This window comes from Pseudomonas sp. S2_F07 (assembly GCF_054668325.1).
The window spans coordinates 6,050,287-6,070,112 of record NZ_CP162758.1; the positions used below are offsets into that span (position 1 = coordinate 6,050,287).

Annotated in this window: 16 protein-coding genes and 3 tRNA genes; all 19 read left to right on the forward strand. The window is 61.6% G+C overall.

Going from position 1 to position 19,826, the window contains the following annotated elements:
• The first annotated feature begins 141 nt into the window (after positions 1-141).
• The 19 genes from AB4O40_RS27520 to AB4O40_RS27610 all read left to right on the forward strand — a co-directional run bounded on the left by AB4O40_RS27520 (position 142) and on the right by AB4O40_RS27610 (position 19,826).
• A complete protein-coding gene (locus AB4O40_RS27520; protein ID WP_056722179.1) occupies positions 142-2,763 on the forward strand; it encodes a FimV/HubP family polar landmark protein in 2,622 nt (873 codons plus the stop codon).
• A 276-nt stretch (positions 2,764-3,039) separates the two neighbouring features.
• Complete coding sequence (gene truA, locus AB4O40_RS27525; protein WP_056722181.1) at positions 3,040-3,864, forward strand: tRNA pseudouridine(38-40) synthase TruA; 825 nt, start codon at positions 3,040-3,042, stop codon at positions 3,862-3,864.
• A gap of 63 nt (positions 3,865-3,927) precedes the next feature.
• On the forward strand, positions 3,928-4,554 hold the full coding sequence (locus tag AB4O40_RS27530) for a phosphoribosylanthranilate isomerase (protein ID WP_056722182.1): 627 nt from the start codon (positions 3,928-3,930) through the stop codon (positions 4,552-4,554).
• A 217-nt stretch (positions 4,555-4,771) separates the two neighbouring features.
• A complete protein-coding gene (gene accD / locus AB4O40_RS27535; RefSeq protein ID WP_056722184.1) occupies positions 4,772-5,692 on the forward strand; it encodes an acetyl-CoA carboxylase, carboxyltransferase subunit beta in 921 nt (306 codons plus the stop codon).
• A complete protein-coding gene (gene folC / locus AB4O40_RS27540) occupies positions 5,689-6,996 on the forward strand; it encodes a bifunctional tetrahydrofolate synthase/dihydrofolate synthase (protein ID WP_223540983.1) in 1,308 nt (435 codons plus the stop codon). The genes accD and folC overlap by 4 nt, the downstream gene beginning before the upstream one ends.
• Positions 6,980-7,633, forward strand: a complete 654-nt coding sequence (locus AB4O40_RS27545) for an SPOR domain-containing protein (RefSeq protein WP_223540984.1) — start codon at positions 6,980-6,982, stop codon at positions 7,631-7,633. The genes folC and AB4O40_RS27545 overlap by 17 nt, the downstream gene beginning before the upstream one ends.
• Before the next feature lie 98 nt (positions 7,634-7,731).
• Positions 7,732-8,292, forward strand: a complete 561-nt coding sequence (locus tag AB4O40_RS27550; RefSeq protein ID WP_056722189.1) for a CvpA family protein — start codon at positions 7,732-7,734, stop codon at positions 8,290-8,292.
• Positions 8,293-8,333: 41 nt separating this feature from the next.
• Positions 8,334-9,839 (forward strand): amidophosphoribosyltransferase, encoded by a 1,506-nt coding sequence (gene purF / locus AB4O40_RS27555; protein WP_056722191.1) that lies wholly within the window; start codon positions 8,334-8,336, stop codon positions 9,837-9,839.
• An 82-nt stretch (positions 9,840-9,921) separates the two neighbouring features.
• Positions 9,922-11,133, forward strand: coding sequence for an O-succinylhomoserine sulfhydrylase (locus AB4O40_RS27560; RefSeq protein WP_223540985.1), 1,212 nt, complete (start codon positions 9,922-9,924; stop codon positions 11,131-11,133).
• Positions 11,130-11,906, forward strand: coding sequence for an SDR family oxidoreductase (locus AB4O40_RS27565; RefSeq protein ID WP_056722195.1), 777 nt, complete (start codon positions 11,130-11,132; stop codon positions 11,904-11,906). Before AB4O40_RS27560 ends, AB4O40_RS27565 begins: the two co-directional genes overlap by 4 nt.
• A 184-nt stretch (positions 11,907-12,090) precedes the next feature.
• A tRNA-Val gene (locus tag AB4O40_RS27570) sits at positions 12,091-12,166 on the forward strand.
• A 53-nt stretch (positions 12,167-12,219) separates the two neighbouring features.
• Positions 12,220-12,296: transfer RNA gene (locus AB4O40_RS27575), tRNA-Asp, on the forward strand.
• 94 nt (positions 12,297-12,390) lie between these two features.
• Positions 12,391-12,467: transfer RNA gene (locus AB4O40_RS27580), tRNA-Asp, on the forward strand.
• 378 nt (positions 12,468-12,845) lie between these two features.
• Complete coding sequence (locus AB4O40_RS27585) at positions 12,846-13,355, forward strand: sigma-70 family RNA polymerase sigma factor (RefSeq protein ID WP_056722197.1); 510 nt, start codon at positions 12,846-12,848, stop codon at positions 13,353-13,355.
• Positions 13,352-14,302, forward strand: coding sequence for a FecR domain-containing protein (locus tag AB4O40_RS27590; protein ID WP_223540986.1), 951 nt, complete (start codon positions 13,352-13,354; stop codon positions 14,300-14,302). Before AB4O40_RS27585 ends, AB4O40_RS27590 begins: the two co-directional genes overlap by 4 nt.
• Positions 14,303-14,369: 67 nt before the next feature.
• Positions 14,370-16,793, forward strand: a complete 2,424-nt coding sequence (locus tag AB4O40_RS27595; RefSeq protein ID WP_460057047.1) for a TonB-dependent receptor — start codon at positions 14,370-14,372, stop codon at positions 16,791-16,793.
• A 78-nt stretch (positions 16,794-16,871) separates the two neighbouring features.
• Positions 16,872-17,813: an ABC transporter substrate-binding protein gene (locus AB4O40_RS27600; RefSeq protein ID WP_223540988.1), complete on the forward strand. Its 942-nt coding sequence runs from the start codon at positions 16,872-16,874 to the stop codon at positions 17,811-17,813.
• Entirely contained in the window at positions 17,813-18,802 is a 990-nt protein-coding gene (locus tag AB4O40_RS27605; RefSeq protein ID WP_056722204.1) for a FecCD family ABC transporter permease, read from the forward strand. The genes AB4O40_RS27600 and AB4O40_RS27605 overlap by 1 nt, the downstream gene beginning before the upstream one ends.
• Positions 18,795-19,826: a FecCD family ABC transporter permease gene (locus AB4O40_RS27610; protein ID WP_056722206.1), complete on the forward strand. Its 1,032-nt coding sequence runs from the start codon at positions 18,795-18,797 to the stop codon at positions 19,824-19,826. Before AB4O40_RS27605 ends, AB4O40_RS27610 begins: the two co-directional genes overlap by 8 nt.

Here is a 19,826-nt window from a genome sequence, read left to right on the forward strand (position 1 = left end):
CAGAGCCACTCTGCGGGGCTTTGCCGGGCATCAATGAAATGATCGCGCGCGACGACCCTCGCCGTTGCGCGCAATGCCTTACGGCAGCGACTATCAATACCTTCTCGCTGGCCGAGGAATGTTCAAACTAAGGATGAGCTAATGGTTCAAGTTCGCAAACTGGTGTTAGCAATAGCGGCCGCCTCGGCGCTGTCCTCCGGTATGGCGCATGCCCTCGGGCTCGGGGAGTTGACCCTGAAATCGACGCTCAACCAGCCGTTGGTGGCAGAAATCGAGCTGCTCGATGTCAAGGATCTCACCGCTGCCGAAGTGGTGCCGAGCCTGGCTTCACCAGAGGATTTCGCCAAGGCCGGTGTCGACCGCCAGGCATTTCTCAACGACTTGACCTTCACCCCGGTGCTCAACGCCAGCGGCAAAAGCATCCTGCGCGTGACCTCCAGCAAGCCTCTGTCCGAACCCATGGTGAAGTTCCTGGTTCAGGTCATGTGGCCGAACGGCCGTTTGCTGCGCGACTACAGTGTGCTGCTCGATCCGTCCAAGTTCTCGCCGCAAACCGCTGAAGCGGCTGCGCAGCCGACGTCAACGGTTGCTGCGCCCGTCACCGGTGCGACCAAGCCGTCGCAATACACCACCACGCCGCGCGATACCCTGTGGGAAATCGCCGCGAAGGCGCGTAATGGCGGTTCGATCCAGCAAACCATGCTGGCCATCCAGGCGTTGAACCCGGATGCCTTTATCGACGGCAACATCAACCGCCTGAAAACCGGCCAGGTGCTGCGCATGCCGGACCAGGCACAGAGCACGGGCCTGCCGCAAGCCAAGGCCATTGCTGAAGTGGCCGCGCAGAACAAGGCCTGGCGCCAGGGCCGCCGCTATGTGGCGAAACCCGGGGCAGGGCAGCAACAGCTCGACGCTACCAATCGCGCTCGCACCGAGGGTGCTCCCGCGCAGTCGGCCACCGACAAGCTGAGCCTGGTGTCTGCAGAATCCGGCAAGAACCCTGGTAAAGGGGCGGCGGGAGATGCCAAGGCCCTCAGCAACAAGCTGGCGGTGACCCAGGAAAGCCTCGACACCAGTCGTCGTGATAACGCCGAACTGAAAAGCCGCATGGCCGACCTGCAAAGCCAGGTGGACAAGCTGCAACGCTTGATCGAGCTGAAGAACAATCAATTGGCCAAGTTGCAAACCGAGGGTGCTGCGACTGCACCAGCGGCTGCGACCGCGCCGGCAATGTCGGCCGAGCTGGCTGCCAACCCGGCCACGGCACCTGCTCCGGCTGAAACTGCACCGGTTGCGCCTGCGCCCGAGGCAACTCCGGCGCCGACCGAGAAGCCTGTCGAGGCGGCACCGGCGGCATCCGACGATCAGAAATTCAATGAATTGCTGACCAATCCGGTGCTGCTGGGCCTGGTCGGTGGCGGTGCGGTGATTCTGCTACTCCTGCTGCTGTTGCTGGCGCGTCGCCGCAAAGCCCAGCAAGAAGCTGAAAAACATCTGCGCATGGCCCGTGCCCTGGCCGAAGAACAGCCGTTCTCGGCCGATCTCGACTTGCCGGAAAGTAGCTTCGATGGCCTGGAAGTTCCACCGCCGAGCGTGAAGCTGGCGACTGCTCCGACGCCAGCTCCCACGCCCGCGCCGGTGGTTGCACCGGTGGTGATGACCACGCCGATCGCCGCGCCACTGGTGGCGCCGGCTGCCGAACGTTCCAGCGACGTGCTGGGCCAGGCTCAGTCGCACATCAATGCCGGTCGCCTGAACCAGGCTGCCGCGTTGCTGGAGGACGGTGTCAAGCAAGAGCCCAAGCGCAGCGACTTGCGCCTGAAGCTGATGGAAGTCTATGGCCAGCAAGGCGACCGCGATGCGTTCGTCGGCCAGGAGCGTCAGTTGGTGGCCAATGGCGACAACTTCGCCCAGGTTGAAAAGCTCAAAAACCGCTTCCCGGCCATGGTGCTGGTGGCTGCCGGTGGCATCGCTGCAGCCGCCGTTGCTGCGGAGCTGGACGCGCAATACGTCAAGGACCTGTTGCTTGATGAGCCGCAAGCACCGGCGTCAGAGCCAGAGCCAACACCGTTCGAAGATGACCTCGACAGCGCCTTCGACCTGAGCCTGGATGATCTGGACGCGATTACACCTGTGACGCCTGTGCCTGCACCGGAGCCTGAGGTGGCAGCACCAGCGGACCTGGACGAGTTCCCGCTGGACGACGATCTGAGTTTTGAGTCGGTGTTGCAGCAGCAGACTGAAATCAAGGAAAACCTCGACGATCTGTCGGACTTCGACCTCGACCTGGATCTCGGTGCGCAACCGTCGCCGGCGATGCTGGCAGAAGACGATTTCCTGCTGGATCTGGATGAGGGTGTGAAGGATTTTCCGGTTGCCGAAACCCCGGCTGTTCCTGAGGTCGCGCTGGATGACCTGGAATTGCCGGCCGATTTCGATCTGTCGCTGGCCGACGAACTGGACGAACTGGGCACGCCGGATGCGTTCGCGGCAGAGCTGGATGTTGTCAACGCCGAGCTTGAGAGCCTGTCCAGCAGCATCGGCGAGCCGACCTTTACCGAAGCGGATGCCGCACTGGATAGCGATGATGACTTCGACTTCCTCTCGGGCACTGACGAAGCCGCTACCAAGCTCGATCTGGCTCAGGCCTATATCGACATGGGCGACAGTGACGGTGCTCGCGACATCCTCAATGAGGTAGTAAGCGAAGGCAGTGCCGAGCAGAAGAGTGAAGCCGAGGAAATGCTTTCGCGCCTGGCTTGAGTGATCGGCAGGTTGTAAAAAAAGCGGCAGCCCATTGAGGCTGCCGTTTTTGTTTGACCGATGAGTTGATGTCGTTTGCTGTGGCGCCTTCGCGGGCAAGCCCCACAGGTTTTGTGAACGCCACAGAACCCTGTGGGAGCGGGCTTGCCCGCGAAGGCGCCGGAACAGTCAATGGAGATCCCTCTGGCATCCCCGCCCGGCGGCCTTATAATGCCCACCTTTGGTACATCATCAGGCTGTCCCTCCTTGGCAAATATAGATAACCCGGCCGCCGAAATGGCAGCCGACGGCTTTTTCCGGATCGCGCTGGGCGTCGAATACAAAGGCTCGCGCTACCGCGGCTGGCAACGCCAGGCGTCCGGGGTGCTTACCGTGCAGGAAACCCTCGAAAACGCCTTGTCCAAAGTCGCCGACTCACCCGTTTCGCTGATGTGCGCCGGGCGTACCGACGCCGGGGTGCATGCCTGCGGGCAGGTGGTGCATTTTGACACCCGGGTCGAGCGTTCGATGAAGGCCTGGACCATGGGCGCCAACATCAACCTGCCCCACGATGTCAGTGTCAGTTGGGCCAAGGTCATGCCGGCGCACTTCCATGCGCGGTTCAAGGCCATTGCCCGGCGTTATCGCTACGTGATCTACAACGATCAGATTCGCCCGGCGCACCTGAACGAAGAAGTGACCTGGAACCACCGTCCGCTGGACGTCGAACGCATGGCGGAGGCCGCCCAGTACCTGCTCGGCACCCATGATTTCAGTGCTTTTCGCGCCGGTCAGTGCCAGGCCAAGTCGCCGATCAAGGAGTTGCATCACCTGCGCGTCACCCGTCACGGCAAGATGATCGTGCTGGATATTCGCGCCAGCGCGTTCCTGCATCACATGGTGCGCAACATTGCCGGCGTGCTGATGACCATTGGCGCTGGAGAACGCCCCGTGGAGTGGATGAAAGAGGTGCTGGAGAGCCGGATTCGACGGACCGGTGGCGTGACCGCGCATCCATTCGGTTTGTATCTGGTGCAGGTCGAGTACCGTGACGAGTTCGAGTTGCCCGAGCGTTACATTGGTCCACACTTTCTGACCGGCTTCTCGGAACTTGGCGGCTGACGCCCTCGAATGCTTTTGTTACCATCCGGGACTTTCCCGGATTTGTCTTGGAGTTGTGTCGACATGTCAGCCGTTCGCAGCAAGATCTGTGGGATTACCCGCATAGAGGATGCGCTGGCAGCCGTCGAGGCCGGGGCGGACGCCATCGGATTCGTGTTCTACGCCAAAAGCCCCCGTGCGGTGACGTTCCAGCAGGCGCGCTCGATCATCAAGGCGCTACCGCCGTTCGTGACCACCGTGGGCTTGTTCGTCAATGCAAGCCGGTGCGAATTGGGCGAGCTGCTCGATGCGGTGCCCCTGGACCTGCTGCAATTTCACGGCGATGAAAGCGTGGCCGAGTGCGAAGGCTGGCACCGCCCGTACATCAAGGCGCTGCGGGTCAAGGCGGGTGATGACATCGCCGCGGCCTGCGATGCTTATGCCAGTGCCAGCGGAATTCTGCTCGACACCTATGTCGAAGGCGTTCCCGGAGGAACCGGCGAGGCATTTGACTGGTCATTGATACCGCAAGGCTTGAGCAAGCCGATCATTCTGGCGGGTGGTCTGACGCCGGATAACGTCGCCGAAGCGATTGCGCGCGTGCGGCCTTATGCCGTGGATGTCAGCGGCGGGGTAGAGGCGAGCAAGGGCATCAAGGATCACGCAAAGATCCAGGCATTTATCAAAGCGGTACGCGGTAGCACCTGTTGATGTGACGGCTGGCAGACTGCCGCCGTCCACTGCACTGTACAAAGCGGATGCACTGCACACAGCAGGCAGATCCGAGGGTTTTTGGTTGCACGCAGGTCATGTTTCGCGCTGACCGTGGCAGTCCATCGACCCTCTTCGCACACATGAATTTAGCGCTAGGGCATACACGGGGCCGCGAACCAGAGCGTTCGGGCCGCCGGTACTGGAGAAAGAAAGCATGAGCAACTGGTTAGTAGACAAACTGATCCCTTCGATCATGCGTTCCGAGGTCAAGAAGAGCTCGGTGCCTGAAGGTCTTTGGCACAAATGCCCGTCTTGCGAGGCTGTGCTGTATCGTCCGGAGCTGGAAAAGACCCTGGACGTTTGCCCCAAGTGCAACCATCACATGCGTATCGGCGCCCGTGCCCGTATCGACATCTTCCTCGATGTTGAAGGCCGTGCCGAGCTGGGTGCGGACCTTGAGCCGGTTGACCGTCTGAAATTCCGCGACGGCAAGAAATACAAGGACCGCCTGACCGCTGCACAAAAGCAGACCGGCGAAAAAGATGCGCTGGTTTCCATGAGCGGTACTTTGCTGGGCATGCCGGTGGTGGTTTCGGCGTTCGAGTTTTCCTTCATGGGCGGTTCGATGGGCGCCATCGTCGGCGAGCGTTTCGTGCGCGCCGCCAACTACGCCCTGGAAAAACGTTGCCCGATGATCTGCTTCGCCGCTTCCGGCGGTGCGCGGATGCAGGAAGCGCTGATTTCCCTGATGCAGATGGCCAAGACCTCCGCGGTGCTGGCTCGTCTTCGCGAAGAAGGCATCCCGTTCATCTCCGTGTTGACCGATCCGGTCTACGGCGGCGTTTCCGCCAGTCTGGCGATGCTGGGCGACGTGATTGTCGGCGAGCCGAAGGCATTGATCGGTTTTGCCGGTCCGCGCGTGATCGAGCAGACCGTGCGTGAAAAACTGCCGGAAGGCTTCCAGCGCAGCGAGTTCCTGCTGGAGCACGGCGCCATCGACATGATCATCGACCGTCAGGAACTGCGTCCGCGCCTGGGCAACCTGCTGGCGCAAATGATGGGCCTGCCGACGCCGAAGTTCGTGGCTACACCCATCGAGCCGATCGTGGTTCCACCGGTACCTGCCAACCTATGACCCAACGTACCCTTGGCGAATGGCTCGCCTACCTTGAACAGTTGCACCCTTCGGCCATCGACATGGGCCTGGAGCGGTCGCAGCAGGTAGCGTCCCGCATGGGATTGGGCAAGCCGGCGCCTCGGGTGATCACGGTCACCGGGACCAACGGCAAGGGTTCCACCTGTGCGTTCGTGGCGTCCTTGCTGCGGGCCCAGGGCTTGAAAGTGGGGGTCTACAACTCCCCGCACCTGCTGCGGTACAACGAGCGGGTAACGGTCAATGGCATCGAAGCCACGGACACCGAGCTGTGCGAAGCCTTTGCCGCGGTAGAGGCCGGGCGCGGCGACACTTCCCTGACCTACTTCGAAATGGGCACCCTGGCGGCATTCTGGCTATTCCAGCGCTCCGGGCTCGATGCAGTGGTGCTGGAAGTCGGACTGGGCGGTCGTCTGGACACGGTCAACGTGGTGGATGCCGACATGGCGCTGGTCACCAGTATCGGCGTCGATCATGCGGATTACCTGGGTGATACCCGGGAGTCCGTGGCCTTCGAGAAGGCCGGTATTTTCCGTCAGGGCGCGCCTGCGCTCTGCGGCGATCTGAATCCTCCACAACCTCTGCTGGACAAGGCGCGCGAGCTCAGTTGCCCGTTTTTCCTGCGGGGGCGCGATTTTGACCTCGGTGTGACCGATCACAACTGGCAGTGGCGCGGTGTCGATGGGCAAGGGCGCGCGGTTGAACTGCGCGACCTGCCACTGCTCGATCTGCCGATGGAAAACGCTGCGCTGGCGTTGCAGGCGTTCCTGCTGCTCGGCTTGCCTTGGGTGGATGCGCAGATTATCGAGGCGCTGCGGGCAACGAAGGTGGTCGGTCGTCTGGATCGCCGTGAGTTCGAGTGGCAAGGCAAGCGCTTGAATCTATTGCTGGATGTGGGGCATAACCCCCATGCGGCGGAGTATCTGGCTCGTCGCCTGGCCAGTCGCCCGCCGGTCGGCAAGCGTCTGGCGGTGTTCGGGCTGCTGGCGGACAAAGACCTGGGTGGTGTTGTCGGCGAATTGAGTGCTAGTGTCCAGCACTGGGCCGTTGCACCGCTGGATTCGCCTCGGGCGCGTCCGGTTGCGGATCTGCACGCCGCGCTGCAAGGTCTTGGTGCGTCGGTCACGTCATACGGCAGCGTCGCGGCCGCCCTGGAAGGGCAGTGCGCGCAGGCCACGAACGACGACGAAATCCTGTTGTTCGGATCATTTTATTGTGTCGCCGAGGCCCTTGAATGGCTGGCCCGGCGCTCCACGGAGGAAGCGGCAAATGGCATTGCTGGATAAGGCATACAAACAGCGCATGGTTGGCGCCCTGGTGTTGGTCGCGCTGGCGGTGATTTTTCTGCCGATGCTGTTTTCCCGCCAGGACGAACAACGCCAGGTGACGGTCGAAGCGCCTGCGGCTCCGCAGGCGCCGGCGATGCCCCAGGTGCAGGTCGAGCCCGTGGTGGTGCCTGAGCCGCAATCTTTACCTCAGGAGCCCGTGCCGAGCGATGACGAAATCGCCCAGCAGGAATTGGCGGTGCCAGCTGTTCCGGTCGCTCCAGCGCCAGCAGCCAAGCCGGCTGTGCCCGCGCCGGTCCCGGCATTGGCGGCCAAGCCTGCAACAGCGCCGGCCCAGCCGATCACCGCGGCACCGGGCAAGCCGGACACCACGCAAAGCCGTATCGATGCCAATGGCTTGTCCGTCAGTTGGTCGGTGCAACTGGCCAGCCTGTCGAACCGTGAAAGCGCAGAGAAACTTCAGAAAACCCTGCGCAGCCAGGGCTACAACGCCTACATCCGTACCGCCGACGGCAAAAACCGGGTGTTTGTCGGGCCGTTGATCGAACGCGCTGAAGCCGATCGGCTGCGTGACTTGCTGAACCGCCAGCAGAACCTCAAGGGGTTTGTGGTGCGCTTTCAGCCGGAACGTGGCTAAAACTATCGCCTCGATATGAAATGCACTGACAATCGCAGCTTACCGATAAGCATGGGCTCTGCTAAAATGCGCCGCCTTATCCGTCTGTAGGCTGCACTGTGCCATTTACCTGGGTTGACTGGGCGATCGTAGCAATCGTCGCCATCTCCGCATTGATCAGTCTGAGCCGCGGCTTCGTCAAAGAAGCTCTGTCGCTGCTGACCTGGATCATCGCAGGAGTCGTAGCCTGGATGTTCGGTGGCTCACTGTCCGAGTACCTCGGCGGGTACATTCAAACGCCATCGGCACGTATAATCACGGGCTGTGCCATCATGTTTGTCGCCACTTTAATCGTAGGCGCAATGATCAATTATCTTATCGGCGAACTGGTTCGCGTCACCGGGCTCTCCGGGACCGACCGATTCCTCGGCATGGCCTTCGGCGCCGCGCGTGGCGGGTTGCTGGTGGTCATCGCCGTCGGGCTGTTGAGCCTGGGGCCGGTACAGCAGGACGGGTGGTGGAAAGAGTCACAGCTCGTGCCAAAATTTCTATTGGTTGCAGACTGGTCCAAAAACCTGATCCTCGGGTGGAGCAGTCAGTGGCTTGCCAGCGGAATCAGCGTACCCGCTGATATTCCGTTCAAGGAGCAACTCTTGCCGACGGCCAAAACGCCTCAGTGAGTAGTGCTCAGTTCAGATCCATTAAGTAGGGGTTGCGTCGCATGTGTGGCATCGTCGGTATCGTCGGTAAGTCGAACGTCAATCAGGCGCTGTATGACGCGCTAACCGTCCTCCAGCACCGCGGCCAGGACGCTGCCGGTATCGTGACCAGCCATGATGGCCGGTTATTCCTGCGCAAGGACAACGGCCTGGTGCGTGACGTGTTCCAGCAACGTCACATGCAGCGCCTGGTCGGTCACATGGGCATTGGCCATGTGCGTTATCCAACCGCGGGCAGCTCGACTTCGGCTGAAGCTCAACCGTTTTACGTCAACTCGCCTTACGGCATCACCCTGGCGCACAACGGTAACCTGACCAACGTTGAACAACTGGCCAAGGAGATTTACGAATCTGACTTGCGCCACGTCAACACCAGTTCCGATTCGGAAGTGCTGCTCAACGTGTTCGCGCACGAACTGGCCCAGCGCGGCAAGTTGCAGCCGACCGAAGAAGACGTATTCGCCGCCGTCACCGACGTGCACAACCGTTGCGTCGGTGGTTATGCCGTTGTAGCGATGATCACCGGCTACGGCATCGTCGGCTTCCGCGACCCGCACGGCATCCGCCCGATCGTGTTCGGCCAGCGTCACACCGACGAAGGCGTCGAGTACATGATCGCCTCGGAAAGCGTTTCCCTGGACGTGCTGGGCTTCACCCTGATTCGCGACCTGGCACCGGGCGAAGCGGTCTACATCACTGAAGAGGGCAAGCTGTACACCCGTCAGTGCGCGACCAACCCGTCCCTGACGCCGTGCATCTTCGAGCACGTCTACCTGGCACGTCCGGACTCGATCATCGACGGCGTATCGGTCTACAAGGCCCGCCTGCGCATGGGTGAGAAACTGGCCGAGAAGATCCAGCGCGAGCGTCCGGATCACGACATCGACGTGGTCATCCCGATTCCGGACACCAGCCGCACCGCCGCGCTGGAGCTGGCGAACCACCTGGGCGTGAAGTTCCGCGAAGGCTTTGTGAAGAACCGCTACATCGGCCGGACCTTCATCATGCCGGGCCAGGCCGCACGGAAAAAATCCGTACGCCAGAAGCTCAACGCCATCGAGCTGGAATTCCGCGGCAAGAACGTGATGCTGGTGGATGACTCCATCGTTCGCGGCACCACGTGCAAGCAGATCATCCAGATGGCCCGCGAAGCTGGCGCCAAGAACGTCTACTTCTGCTCCGCGGCACCAGCGGTTCGCTACCCGAACGTCTACGGCATCGACATGCCGAGCGCTCACGAGCTGATCGCCCACAACCGTACGACCCAGGACGTGGCTGACCTGATTGGCGCTGATTGGCTGATCTATCAGGACCTGCCTGACTTGATCGAAGCGGTCGGTGGCGGCAAGATCAAGATCGACAAGTTCGATTGCGCGGTGTTCGACGGCCAGTACGTCACCGGCGACGTCGACGAGGCTTACCTGAACAAGATCGAGCAGGCACGCAACGATGCCTCCAAGGTCAAGACGCAGGCAGTCAGTGCGATCATCGATCTGTACAACAACTGAGTTTCTACCGGCCCTGAGGGGCCGGTTTTGTATCTGGCAAAAAATACTTTCATCTATCAAGAGCAGGGCAAGGAGTGACAGCATGAGTCAGGAATGGGATGCCGGTCGGCTGGACAGCGACCTCGAAGGTGCAGCGTTCGATACCCTGGCCGTACGCGCCGGTCAGCACCGCACGCCGGAAGGCGAACACGGTGATCCGATGTTCTTCACTTCCAGCTACGTGTTCCGTACCGCTGCCGACGCCGCTGCGCGTTTCGCTGGCGAAGTGCCGGGCAACGTTTATTCGCGTTATACCAACCCGACCGTACGCGCCTTCGAAGAGCGCATTGCCGCGCTGGAAAGCGCCGAGCAGGCCGTGGCCACCGCCACCGGTATGGCCGCGATCATGGCCGTGGTGATGAGCCTGTGCAGCGCTGGTGATCATGTACTGGTGTCGCGCAGCGTATTCGGCTCGACCATCAGCCTGTTCGAGAAGTACTTCAAGCGTTTCGGTATCGAAGTCGATTACGTGGCCCTGGCGGACTTGTCCGGTTGGGATGCGGCGATCAAGGCCAATACCAAATTGCTGTTCGTCGAGTCGCCGTCCAATCCGCTGGCCGAATTGGTCGACATCGCCGAGCTGTCGAAAATCGCCCACGCCAAAGGAGCGATGCTGGTAGTCGACAATTGCTTCTGCACTCCGGCGTTGCAGCAGCCGCTGAAAATGGGCGCGGACATCGTCGTGCACTCGGCCACCAAGTTCATCGATGGCCAAGGCCGTTGCATGGGGGGCGTGGTTGCCGGTCGCAGCGATCAGATGAAAGAAGTGGTGGGCTTCCTGCGTACCGCCGGGCCGACCCTGAGCCCGTTCAACGCCTGGATCTTCCTCAAGGGCCTGGAAACCCTGAACCTGCGGATGAAGGCGCATTGCGCCAACGCCCAGCAACTGGCCGAGTGGCTGGAGCAGCAGGACGGCATCGAGAAAGTCCATTACGCCGGCCTCAAAAGCCATCCGCAGCACGAACTGGCGCTGCGCCAGCAGAAGGGTTTCGGTGCGGTCGTCAGTTTTGAAGTGAAGGGCGGCAAAGAGGGCGCCTGGCGCTTTATCGATGCCACGCGCCTGATTTCGATCACCGCCAACCTGGGTGACAGCAAAACCACCATCACCCATCCGAGCACCACTTCCCATGGTCGCCTGGCGCCTCAGGAGCGTGAAGCGGCGGGCATTCGTGACAGCCTGATCCGCGTTGCGGTCGGCCTGGAAGACGTGGCGGACCTGCAAGCCGATCTGGCGCGCGGCCTGGCTGCGTTGTGATCGAGTTGTCTACACCGACCACTGGCTCAAATGGCCGCGTAGCGCTGGTGACCGGAGCTGCGCGGGGTATTGGCCTGGGGATCTCGGCCTGGCTGATCAGCGAAGGCTGGCAAGTCGTGCTGACGGACCTGGACCGCGAGCGCGGTTCGAAAGTGGCGAAAGTGCTGGGCGACAACGCCTGGTTCATCGCCATGGATGTCTCGAATGAAGGGCAAGTCGCGCTGGGCGTGGCCGAGGTGCTCGGCCAGTTCGGGCGCCTGGATGCGCTGGTATGCAACGCAGCGGTTGCCGATCCGCACAACATCACCCTGGAAAGCCTCGATCTGTCTCACTGGAATCGGGTGTTGGCGGTGAACCTCAGTGGGCCGATGTTGCTGGCCAAGCACTGTGCGCCGTACCTGCGCGCTCACAGCGGCGCCATCGTCAATCTGGCTTCGACCCGCGCCGGGCAGTCGGAACCCGACACAGAGGCCTATGCGGCGAGCAAGGGCGGTCTGTTGGCCCTGACGCATGCGTTGGCCATCAGCCTTGGTCCGGAGATCCGGGTCAATGCGGTCAGCCCTGGCTGGATCGACGCGCGCGATCCTTCGGTACGGCGTGCCGAACCGTTGAGCGAAGCCGATCATGCCCAGCATCCGGCGGGCAGGGTGGGCACGGTTGAGGATGTGGCGGCGATGGTGGCCTGGTTGTTGTCGAGAAACGCCGGGTTTGTCACCGGCCAGGAATTCGTGGTCGATGGCGGCATGACCAAGAAGATGATTTACAGCGAGTGATACTGGCGTTGAATGTATCGCCCTCATCGCGAGCAGGCTCCGGGCGGCGTTCCGACGATAGCGGACTGATGGTTGCCGACACTGGCCGGAATGAAATGATTTTGTCTTTTTCAGAAAAACTTCAATCCTGCTATTGACTTAGGTTCGCTACCTGCGTAAATTTCGCGGCCTCGGAGATGCAAACGGGTGATTAGCTCAGCTGGGAGAGCGTCTGCCTTACAAGCAGAATGTCGGCGGTTCGATCCCGTCATCACCCACCACTTCCGAGATACTTGCGAAAGCAAGAGGTAGGCTGAAATGCCTCCACCGACGCGCAGCGGTAGTTCAGTCGGTTAGAATACCGGCCTGTCACGCCGGGGGTCGCGGGTTCGAGTCCCGTCCGCTGCGCCATATTTTCCGAGTCAGGCATGTTCTGATTCGAGATTGAAAAGCTACTGAGTTTTCAATCAGACCGAGTTACTTGGGCGCAAGTCCAAAGCGATACGCAGCGGTAGTTCAGTCGGTTAGAATACCGGCCTGTCACGCCGGGGGTCGCGGGTTCGAGTCCCGTCCGCTGCGCCATATCTGCCCCGAGGCCCACTGAACGCCTTGGAGCTACGAAGAAACCATTGGTTACTTCGAGTCGATAGCAAAGACCCTGGTCGAAAGACCGGGGTTTTTTGTTTCTGCGATTTGGCTTTTTCTCCTTCCTCATGACCCTCACGGTTTCGCATCCGCCGACCACGCGCGGATGGCCAGTGAATTCCGTTGTCTCTTGAAAACTCCCCTCAATAATCCACAGCCTCGATAAACCGGCGCCGCGCGGCCGATATCTCGGCCTGTCATCAAATTATTCAAGTATTTACCGGGTGCGATTTGCACAAAGGACTTGGTTTGAGTTATCAACACTAATTAGAATGAGTCGCATTTATAATATTTCTTCGCGCAGGGTTCCTTTAGATGAGTGATGCAGCGTTGCCGCCGGAGCAAACCTTCCACGACCTGTACCGCGATCACCGGAGCTGGCTCGAAGGATGGTTGAGACGACGCATGGGCAACGGCAGCGACGCTGCGGATCTGAGCCAGGACACCTTCGTTCGTTTGCTCGCCAGCTCTCAGCGCATCGCCGACCTGCAAGAGCCTCGCGCCTACCTGGCGACAGTCGGCAAGCGGCTGCTGGCCAACTTCTACAAGCGCCGCAGCCTGGAGCAAGCCTATCTCGATGCATTGGCGTTGCTGCCCGAGGACTGCGTGCCGTCCCCCGAGCAACGCTGGATCCTGCTGGAAACCCTGCAGGCCCTGGACGAATTGCTCGATGGATTGCCGGGCCCGGTACGCCGAGCGTTTCTCTTGAGTCAGCTGGAAGGCCTGGGCTATCAAGAGATTGCCGAGCGCCTGCAAGTATCGGAACGCACGATCAAGCGCTACATGGCTCAAGCCTACGAACATTGCCTGCTGGTGGACATGTGAACGGTTCGGCACCTTCGGCCCAGGCCCGGCAAGTCGTGCGGGCCGCCGCGCAGTGGCTGGCCCTCATGGAATCCGGCTGCGCCAATGAGCAGGATCGGGCGCAGTTGCAGAGCTGGCGCGATAGCCATTCCAGTCACGAGCAGGCCTGGCAGAAAGCGCAACTCTTGCGCCAACGCTTTGCCGACCTGCCACCGGCCCTTGCCATGGCCAGTCTGGGCCGGCCACAAGCCAGTCGACGTACGGTGCTCAAGCGCGCTGTCGGGGCGGTGGCTTTGCTGCCGACTGCCTGGCTGATCAGTCGACAGTTGCCTCTGGATGCCTGGAGTGCCGACCTGCGGACCGCCACCGGGGAAAGCAAAAAGGTCCGGTTGGCCGACGGCAGCTCTGTGCAACTGAACACTGCCAGTGCCGTCGATATCGACCTCAAGCACAGGCGCCTGACCCTCGTGGAAGGTGAAATGGCACTGAATGTGCCCGGGATCTCGCCGCTGACGATTCTCACGCACTTCGGGCAAGTGGTCGTCAGTCAGGGCGAGGTGTGTGTTCGTCAGGGGCAGACGGGCTGCAAGGTGCAAGCGCTCAAAGGCACGGTGCAGTTGCAGCCTCTGCACGGACCGGTCTTTTCGTTGCGCGGTGGCCAGCAAGTCAGCCTTCAAGCGGCGGGTGTCGGTGCCGTGGAGCCATTTGACGTGCTGGCCCCGGGCTGGCGTGAGGGTGTGCTGATGGCGCAGAACCAGCCCTTGGGGGATTTTCTGCGCGAACTCGGCACCTATCGTCTGGGCGTGTTGCGTTGGGAGCCCGAGCTGGAATCGCTGCGCATCACCGGCAGTTTTCGCCTTGAAGACACCGATCGCATTCTGGCTCTGCTCGCGGCCAGCCTGCCGCTGGAAGTGCATTCGCGTACGCGTTACTGGGTAACGCTGGTGCAGCGCAAAAATAGTGTTTAAAGCGTGTCCCCTTTTTTCGCCTCGCTTGTCATTCAAGGTAAGCGAAACGAAATCAGAGAGATTCACAATGCCCGCAGTGATGTCTTGCAGTATGCGTCCGGCTCCATCCAGGTTGCGCCCGTTGTTGCACTTGAGTCTGTTGTTGAGCCTGAGTGCCTGTCCGTTGTTCATCTCTGCCGGTTGGGCCGAAGACGCGCCGCGCCGCAGCTATCAGGTGCCAGCCGGAGGTCTCGACGCTGCGCTGACCCGTTTCGCCGGGCTGGCCGGGGTCAATCTGTCAGTGGACCCGGCACTGGTGAGCGGGCGAACCAGCCCCGGTCTTTCCGGTGACTTCGCGGTGGAGGAGGGCTTCGCCCAACTGCTGCAGGGTTCCGGTCTGCAACTGCTTCCAGTGGGCGAACAGGCGTACATGCTGACCCCGGTGCCAACAGGAAGCAGCCTGCAATTGGGCGCTACTTCTATTTACGCGACGGCAGACACGGCGCACGGTGATCCATATGCCGGCGGGCAGGTCGCACGCCGTGGGTCGCAAGGCTTGCTGGGCTCGAAAGATTTCATGGAGACGCCGTTCAGCGAGACCACCTACACCAGTGAGTTGGTGAAAAACCTTCAGGCGCGTACCTTGGGCGACCTCGTGGCCAGCGATCCCTCGGTTCGCGCCACCAACCCGGCGGGTGGGCGGTATGAGCAGTTCACCATTCGTGGAATGAGCCTGTTCAACAGTGATGTCTCCTACAACGGTCTCTACGGCATCCTGCCGACTTACTCCATTGACATGGAGATGGCTGACCGCGTCGACATCCTCAAAGGCCCGAGCCAGCTGATCAATGGCATCTCGCCGCGGGGCAGCGTGGGTGGCGGGATCAACGTGGTGCCCAAGCGCGCAACCGACGTGCCCATTACGTCGTTTACCGGCAACTATGCTTCCGACAGCCAGGTCGGCGGGGCCGTGGACATCGGTCGGCGCTTTGGTGAGGGAGACATGTTCGGTGTTCGTTTCAACGGCGTGAAGCAGTCCGGCGACACCGAATGGGATCACCAGAGCGTTGACCGCGAGATGGCTGTGCTGGGCCTGGATTTTCGCGGTGAACGCCTGCGGCTCTCGACGGACATCGGACATAACGAGCGGGACACCGATGCCCCGCAGGAACGCGTGCAGGTGGGTGCCAACGCACAGGTTCCGCACGCCAGCGATGTTCGCCACAACTATGCGCAGCCGTGGAGCAAGGCGCGGACCAAGGACACCTTCGGTACGGTGACCGGCGAGTACGATGTCAGCGATTCTGTCATGGTGTACGCCGGCGCGGGCGCGCGTAAAAGTAATCATGACTTCCTCCGGCACGCCGTAGCGGTCACCAACGACGCGGGTAATTTCAGCGTTCTGCCACGTGACTTCACCCGTGACGAAAATGTCCGGACGGCCAACGCCGGGGTGCGCAACTGGTTCCATACCGGTCCGGTGAGCCATGAAATCAACCTGGCTGCCAGCTATTTCTACATGGACTTCGAAAACGGCGGCGCCCGTTATGCCGCTGCCCCGAGCAACATCTACAACCCGGTGCAAACACCGACGCCTGTCACTCCCACGCGCCTTGATTCCGAGGTGTATACCGAGAACCGTTCCAGCAGCGTGGCGTTGTCCGACACATTGGGTTTCTTCGATGACCGAGTGCTGCTGACCATCGGCGCCCGCTGGCAGCGAGTGCAGGTTGACGACTGGGCGGATAATGTCAAAGGCGATACGGGCTACGATGAAGAAAAGGTTTCGCCCTCGGGCGGCATCCTGTTCAAGGCCACCGACAAGCTCTCGTTGTATGCCAACTACATGGAAGGCCTCAGCCAGGGCAAGATCGCGCCGTCAACCTCGGTGAACGAGGACGAGATCTTCCCGCCGTTCATCAGTCGGCAGGTCGAGGTCGGTGCCAAATATGATGCGGGTGCGTTCGCCATTACCACCGCGGTATTCCGGATCAAGCAGCCAGCTTATGAAACCAACGCCACGACGCGGGTTTTCGGCCCGAACGGCAAACGCGAAAACACCGGTGTGGAAGTCAGTGTGTTCGGTGAGCCGCTCAACGGTTTCCGCCTGCTCGGCGGCGTGATGTACATCGACAGCGAGTTGACCAACACCACCAATGGTACCTTTGACGGCAACCGCGCTCCTGCCACGCCGGAGTACAACGTCAACCTGGGGGCCGAGTGGGACGTGCCAAGTGTACAAGGCCTGACCCTGATCAGCCGCGGCATGTATTCCAGCTCTCAGTATCTGGACCAGTCCAATAACAAGGAAATCGACGCCTGGACGCGTTTCGACGTGGGCGCTCGCTACGCCTTCAAGGTCGAGGAAAAGAACATCACCCTGCGGGCCAATGTCGAGAACGTGGCTGACAAGCGCTACTGGAGTTCCGCCGGGGCCTCGGATGACAGCGAGCCAGGATTGACGCTCGCGACGCCACGAACCTACCTCCTTTCGGCAACCGTCGACTTCTGAATCGATTCAACCGTGCGTTGCGCCACAGGGAAGGGCGCCGCCGAGTTGTGTCATGCATCGATTGCAGAGGACCAGAGCATGCCCAGTCTCACTAACCCACTCAAGAACGAACAGGTCAAAACGCCCTCCAGGCGCACGCTGCTGCGCCTGTCCCTGGGCGTGCTTGCACTGAGGTTTACCCCATCGGCGTGGGCTCTGGCCGACGCCGCGCCGCTGCGGGTGATCACCCTGTTTCAGGGCGCCACCGACAGCGCCGTGGCGTTGGGCATCACACCCTGCGGCATCGTCGATTCCTGGAGTGAAAAGCCCACCTATCGCTATCTGCGCTCGGCGCTGGAGCCGGTGCCCCATGTCGGCCTGGAAACCCAGCCGAGCCTTGAGGACATCGCGCTGCTCAAGCCGGACGTGATCATCGCCTCGCGCTTTCGCCATGAGCGCATCGCACCCTTGCTCAAGCAGATCGCCCCGGTGGTGATGCTGGAGGAGGTGTTCGAATTCAAGAAGACCCTGGCACTGATGGGCCTGGCCTTGCACCGCCAGCAGCGGGCCGACGAGGTGTTGGCCCGCTGGCAGTTGCGCACGGCACAACTGCGCCAGCAACTGCAGCACACATTCGCCGGGCGCTGGCCACCCACGGTGTCGATTCTGGATGTCCGTGAAGACCATATCCGCAGTTATTTGCCGGCCAGTTTTCCCGGTTCGGTGATCACCGAGCTGGGGTTTGGCTGGAGTGAGGCCAGTCAGGCGGCGAGCGGAGTATCGATCAAGCTCACCAGCAAGGAGAGTCTGGCGGTGGTCAATGCCGACATCTTCTTTGTCTTCTTGCGCGCGGAGAAACCGGCAGTGCAGCGAAACTATGAAAGCCTGGTGCAGCATCCGCTGTGGCAGCAAATGCGTGCACCGCAACAGGGGCAGGTATGGCGCGTCGACGGGGTGGCCTGGAGCCTGTCGGGCGGGATGCTCGGGGCGAACCTGATGCTCGATGATGTGGCGCGGCTGGTCACGGCGGATGCGGCCTGATGAGCAATGGTTTGAAACTGTGCTGTGCCGGGGTCGTGTTGCTCCTCAGCAGTGTGCTGAGCCTGGCAGTCGGAGCGACCTGGATTCCGCTTTCGCAAATTGCCGCTGCCTTCGTGCATCCCGACCCGCTCAGCGTCAGCCATGTACTGGTGACCACCACACGCCTGTCGCGCACCTTGATGGCGATGGCCGTGGGCGCGAGCCTGGCAGTGGCGGGGGCCTTGATGCAGGCGCTGACGCGCAATCCGCTGGCGTCCCCCGGCTTGTTCGGGATCAATGCCGGCGCGACTTTTTTTATCATCCTGTGTTCCTCGCTGTTTTCCCTGTCATCCCCGGATGCCTGGCTGTGGTGCGCGTTCATCGGCGCGGCCGTGGCCGGCAGCCTGGTGTGGCTGATCGGCAACATGGGGCAGGGCAGTCTCAGTCCGTTGCGCATCGTGCTGGCGGGGGCGGCGATGGCCGCGTTGTTCTCCGCATTCAGCCAGGCGTTGCTGGTGGCCAATCAGGATGGCCTGGACACGGTGCTGTTCTGGCTGGCGGGCTCGTTGACCGAGCGTAGCCTGTCGGTCGCCGCGCCAATGCTGATCTGTGGCGTACTCGGGCTGTTCGGCGCGATGTTGTTGGCGGGGCAGGTTAACGTACTTAACGCAGGCGAGGAGATCGCCACCGGCCTGGGTCAGCGAACCGGATTGATCCGGCTGCTGATGAGCGTGCTGGTGATCTGTCTGGCGGGCAGTGCCGTGGCATTGGCCGGCAGCATCGGGTTTATCGGCTTGCTGGTGCCGCACATGGTGCGCAAGGGCTTGTCCATCGATCATCGCTGGTCGCTGCCGGGGTGCGCGCTGCTTGGGGCGATAGTCCTGCTACTGGCGGATACCTTGTCGCGGGTGTTGATCCTGCCGCAGGAGGTGCCGGTGGGCGTGATGACGGCGTTGTTCGGCGCACCGTTTTTCATTCTGCTGGCCCGGCGTGGAGGCCGTTATGGATAAGGTCCTGACCTGGCGCCGTAGCGGGTTTTCCCGGCGGATCAATGTCGCCACGTTGTGGCGGTTGCTGGCGGCGTTGATGGTCACGGCGCTGATCATGCTCGGCTCACTGTCATTGGGCAAAGTCATGCTGTCGCCGTTGGAGGTTCTGCGGATTCTGCTGTCGAGCCAGGACCCCAGCCTGACGTTCATCGTCGAGCAACTGCGCTTTCCGCGCGTGCTGCTGGCGGCGTTGGTAGGGGCGGCGTTGTCGGTGTCGGGGCTGATTCTGCAAAGCATCATCCGCAACCCGCTGGCGTCGCCCGACCTGCTGGGTATCACCAGTGGTGCCAGTGCGGCGGCGGTGTTGTATCTGTCGTTTTTCTCCGTCGCACTGGGCCAACAGTATCTGCCGCTGGCGGCGATGTCCGGCGCGGGGCTGGCGGCATTGGCGATCTATCTGCTGGCCTGGAAACAGGGGGCTTCACCGCTGCGCCTGGTGTTGATCGGGGTCGGTATCAGCGCGATGTTGACCGCCGCGACCACCTTCATTCTGGTCTTCAGTCCGCTGACTACGACCCTGTCGGCTTATGTCTGGCTGACCGGCAGCGTGTACGGCGCCAGTTGGCCGGAACCGCTGGCGCTGGGTCGCTGGTTGTTGGGTATTTGCCCGCTGCTGGTGCTGCTGGCCCGGCAGGTGATGGTGCAACAACTGGATGACCAACTGGCCCAAGGCATTGGCGTTCGCGTGCAGTGGTTGCGCGCCGGTTTGTTGCTGGTGAGCGTGGCATTGGCCGGTGCGGCGATTGCCTGGGGCGGGGCAATAGCCTTTGTCGGGCTGATTGCACCGCACATTGCCAAGCGTCTGGTGGCCCCGGGGTTCGGCGGTCAGGCGGTGATGGCTGCGCTGGTCGGGGCGAACCTCGTGGTGCTGGCCGACCTCGCCGGGCGTGTGCTGTTTTTGCCGCTGGATCTGCCGGCCGGGATTTTTGTCGCCGTGCTGGGTACACCCTTTTTTCTCTATTTGTTGATCAAACAGCGTCATTGA

Coding starts and splice junctions, on each gene's coding strand:
- folC (WP_223540983.1), top strand. CDS start 5,689: ATGACCCAACGTACCCTTGGCGAATGGCTCGCCTACCTTGAACAGTTG.
- AB4O40_RS27560 (WP_223540985.1), top strand. CDS start 9,922: ATGAGTCAGGAATGGGATGCCGGTCGGCTGGACAGCGACCTCGAAGGT.
- purF (WP_056722191.1), top strand. CDS start 8,334: ATGTGTGGCATCGTCGGTATCGTCGGTAAGTCGAACGTCAATCAGGCG.
- AB4O40_RS27600 (WP_223540988.1), top strand. CDS start 16,872: ATGCCCAGTCTCACTAACCCACTCAAGAACGAACAGGTCAAAACGCCC.
- AB4O40_RS27610 (WP_056722206.1), top strand. CDS start 18,795: ATGGATAAGGTCCTGACCTGGCGCCGTAGCGGGTTTTCCCGGCGGATC.
- AB4O40_RS27545 (WP_223540984.1), top strand. CDS start 6,980: ATGGCATTGCTGGATAAGGCATACAAACAGCGCATGGTTGGCGCCCTG.
- accD (WP_056722184.1), top strand. CDS start 4,772: ATGAGCAACTGGTTAGTAGACAAACTGATCCCTTCGATCATGCGTTCC.
- AB4O40_RS27530 (WP_056722182.1), top strand. CDS start 3,928: ATGTCAGCCGTTCGCAGCAAGATCTGTGGGATTACCCGCATAGAGGAT.
- AB4O40_RS27585 (WP_056722197.1), top strand. CDS start 12,846: ATGAGTGATGCAGCGTTGCCGCCGGAGCAAACCTTCCACGACCTGTAC.
- truA (WP_056722181.1), top strand. CDS start 3,040: ATGGCAGCCGACGGCTTTTTCCGGATCGCGCTGGGCGTCGAATACAAA.
- AB4O40_RS27520 (WP_056722179.1), top strand. CDS start 142: ATGGTTCAAGTTCGCAAACTGGTGTTAGCAATAGCGGCCGCCTCGGCG.
- AB4O40_RS27605 (WP_056722204.1), top strand. CDS start 17,813: ATGAGCAATGGTTTGAAACTGTGCTGTGCCGGGGTCGTGTTGCTCCTC.
- AB4O40_RS27595 (WP_460057047.1), top strand. CDS start 14,370: ATGCCCGCAGTGATGTCTTGCAGTATGCGTCCGGCTCCATCCAGGTTG.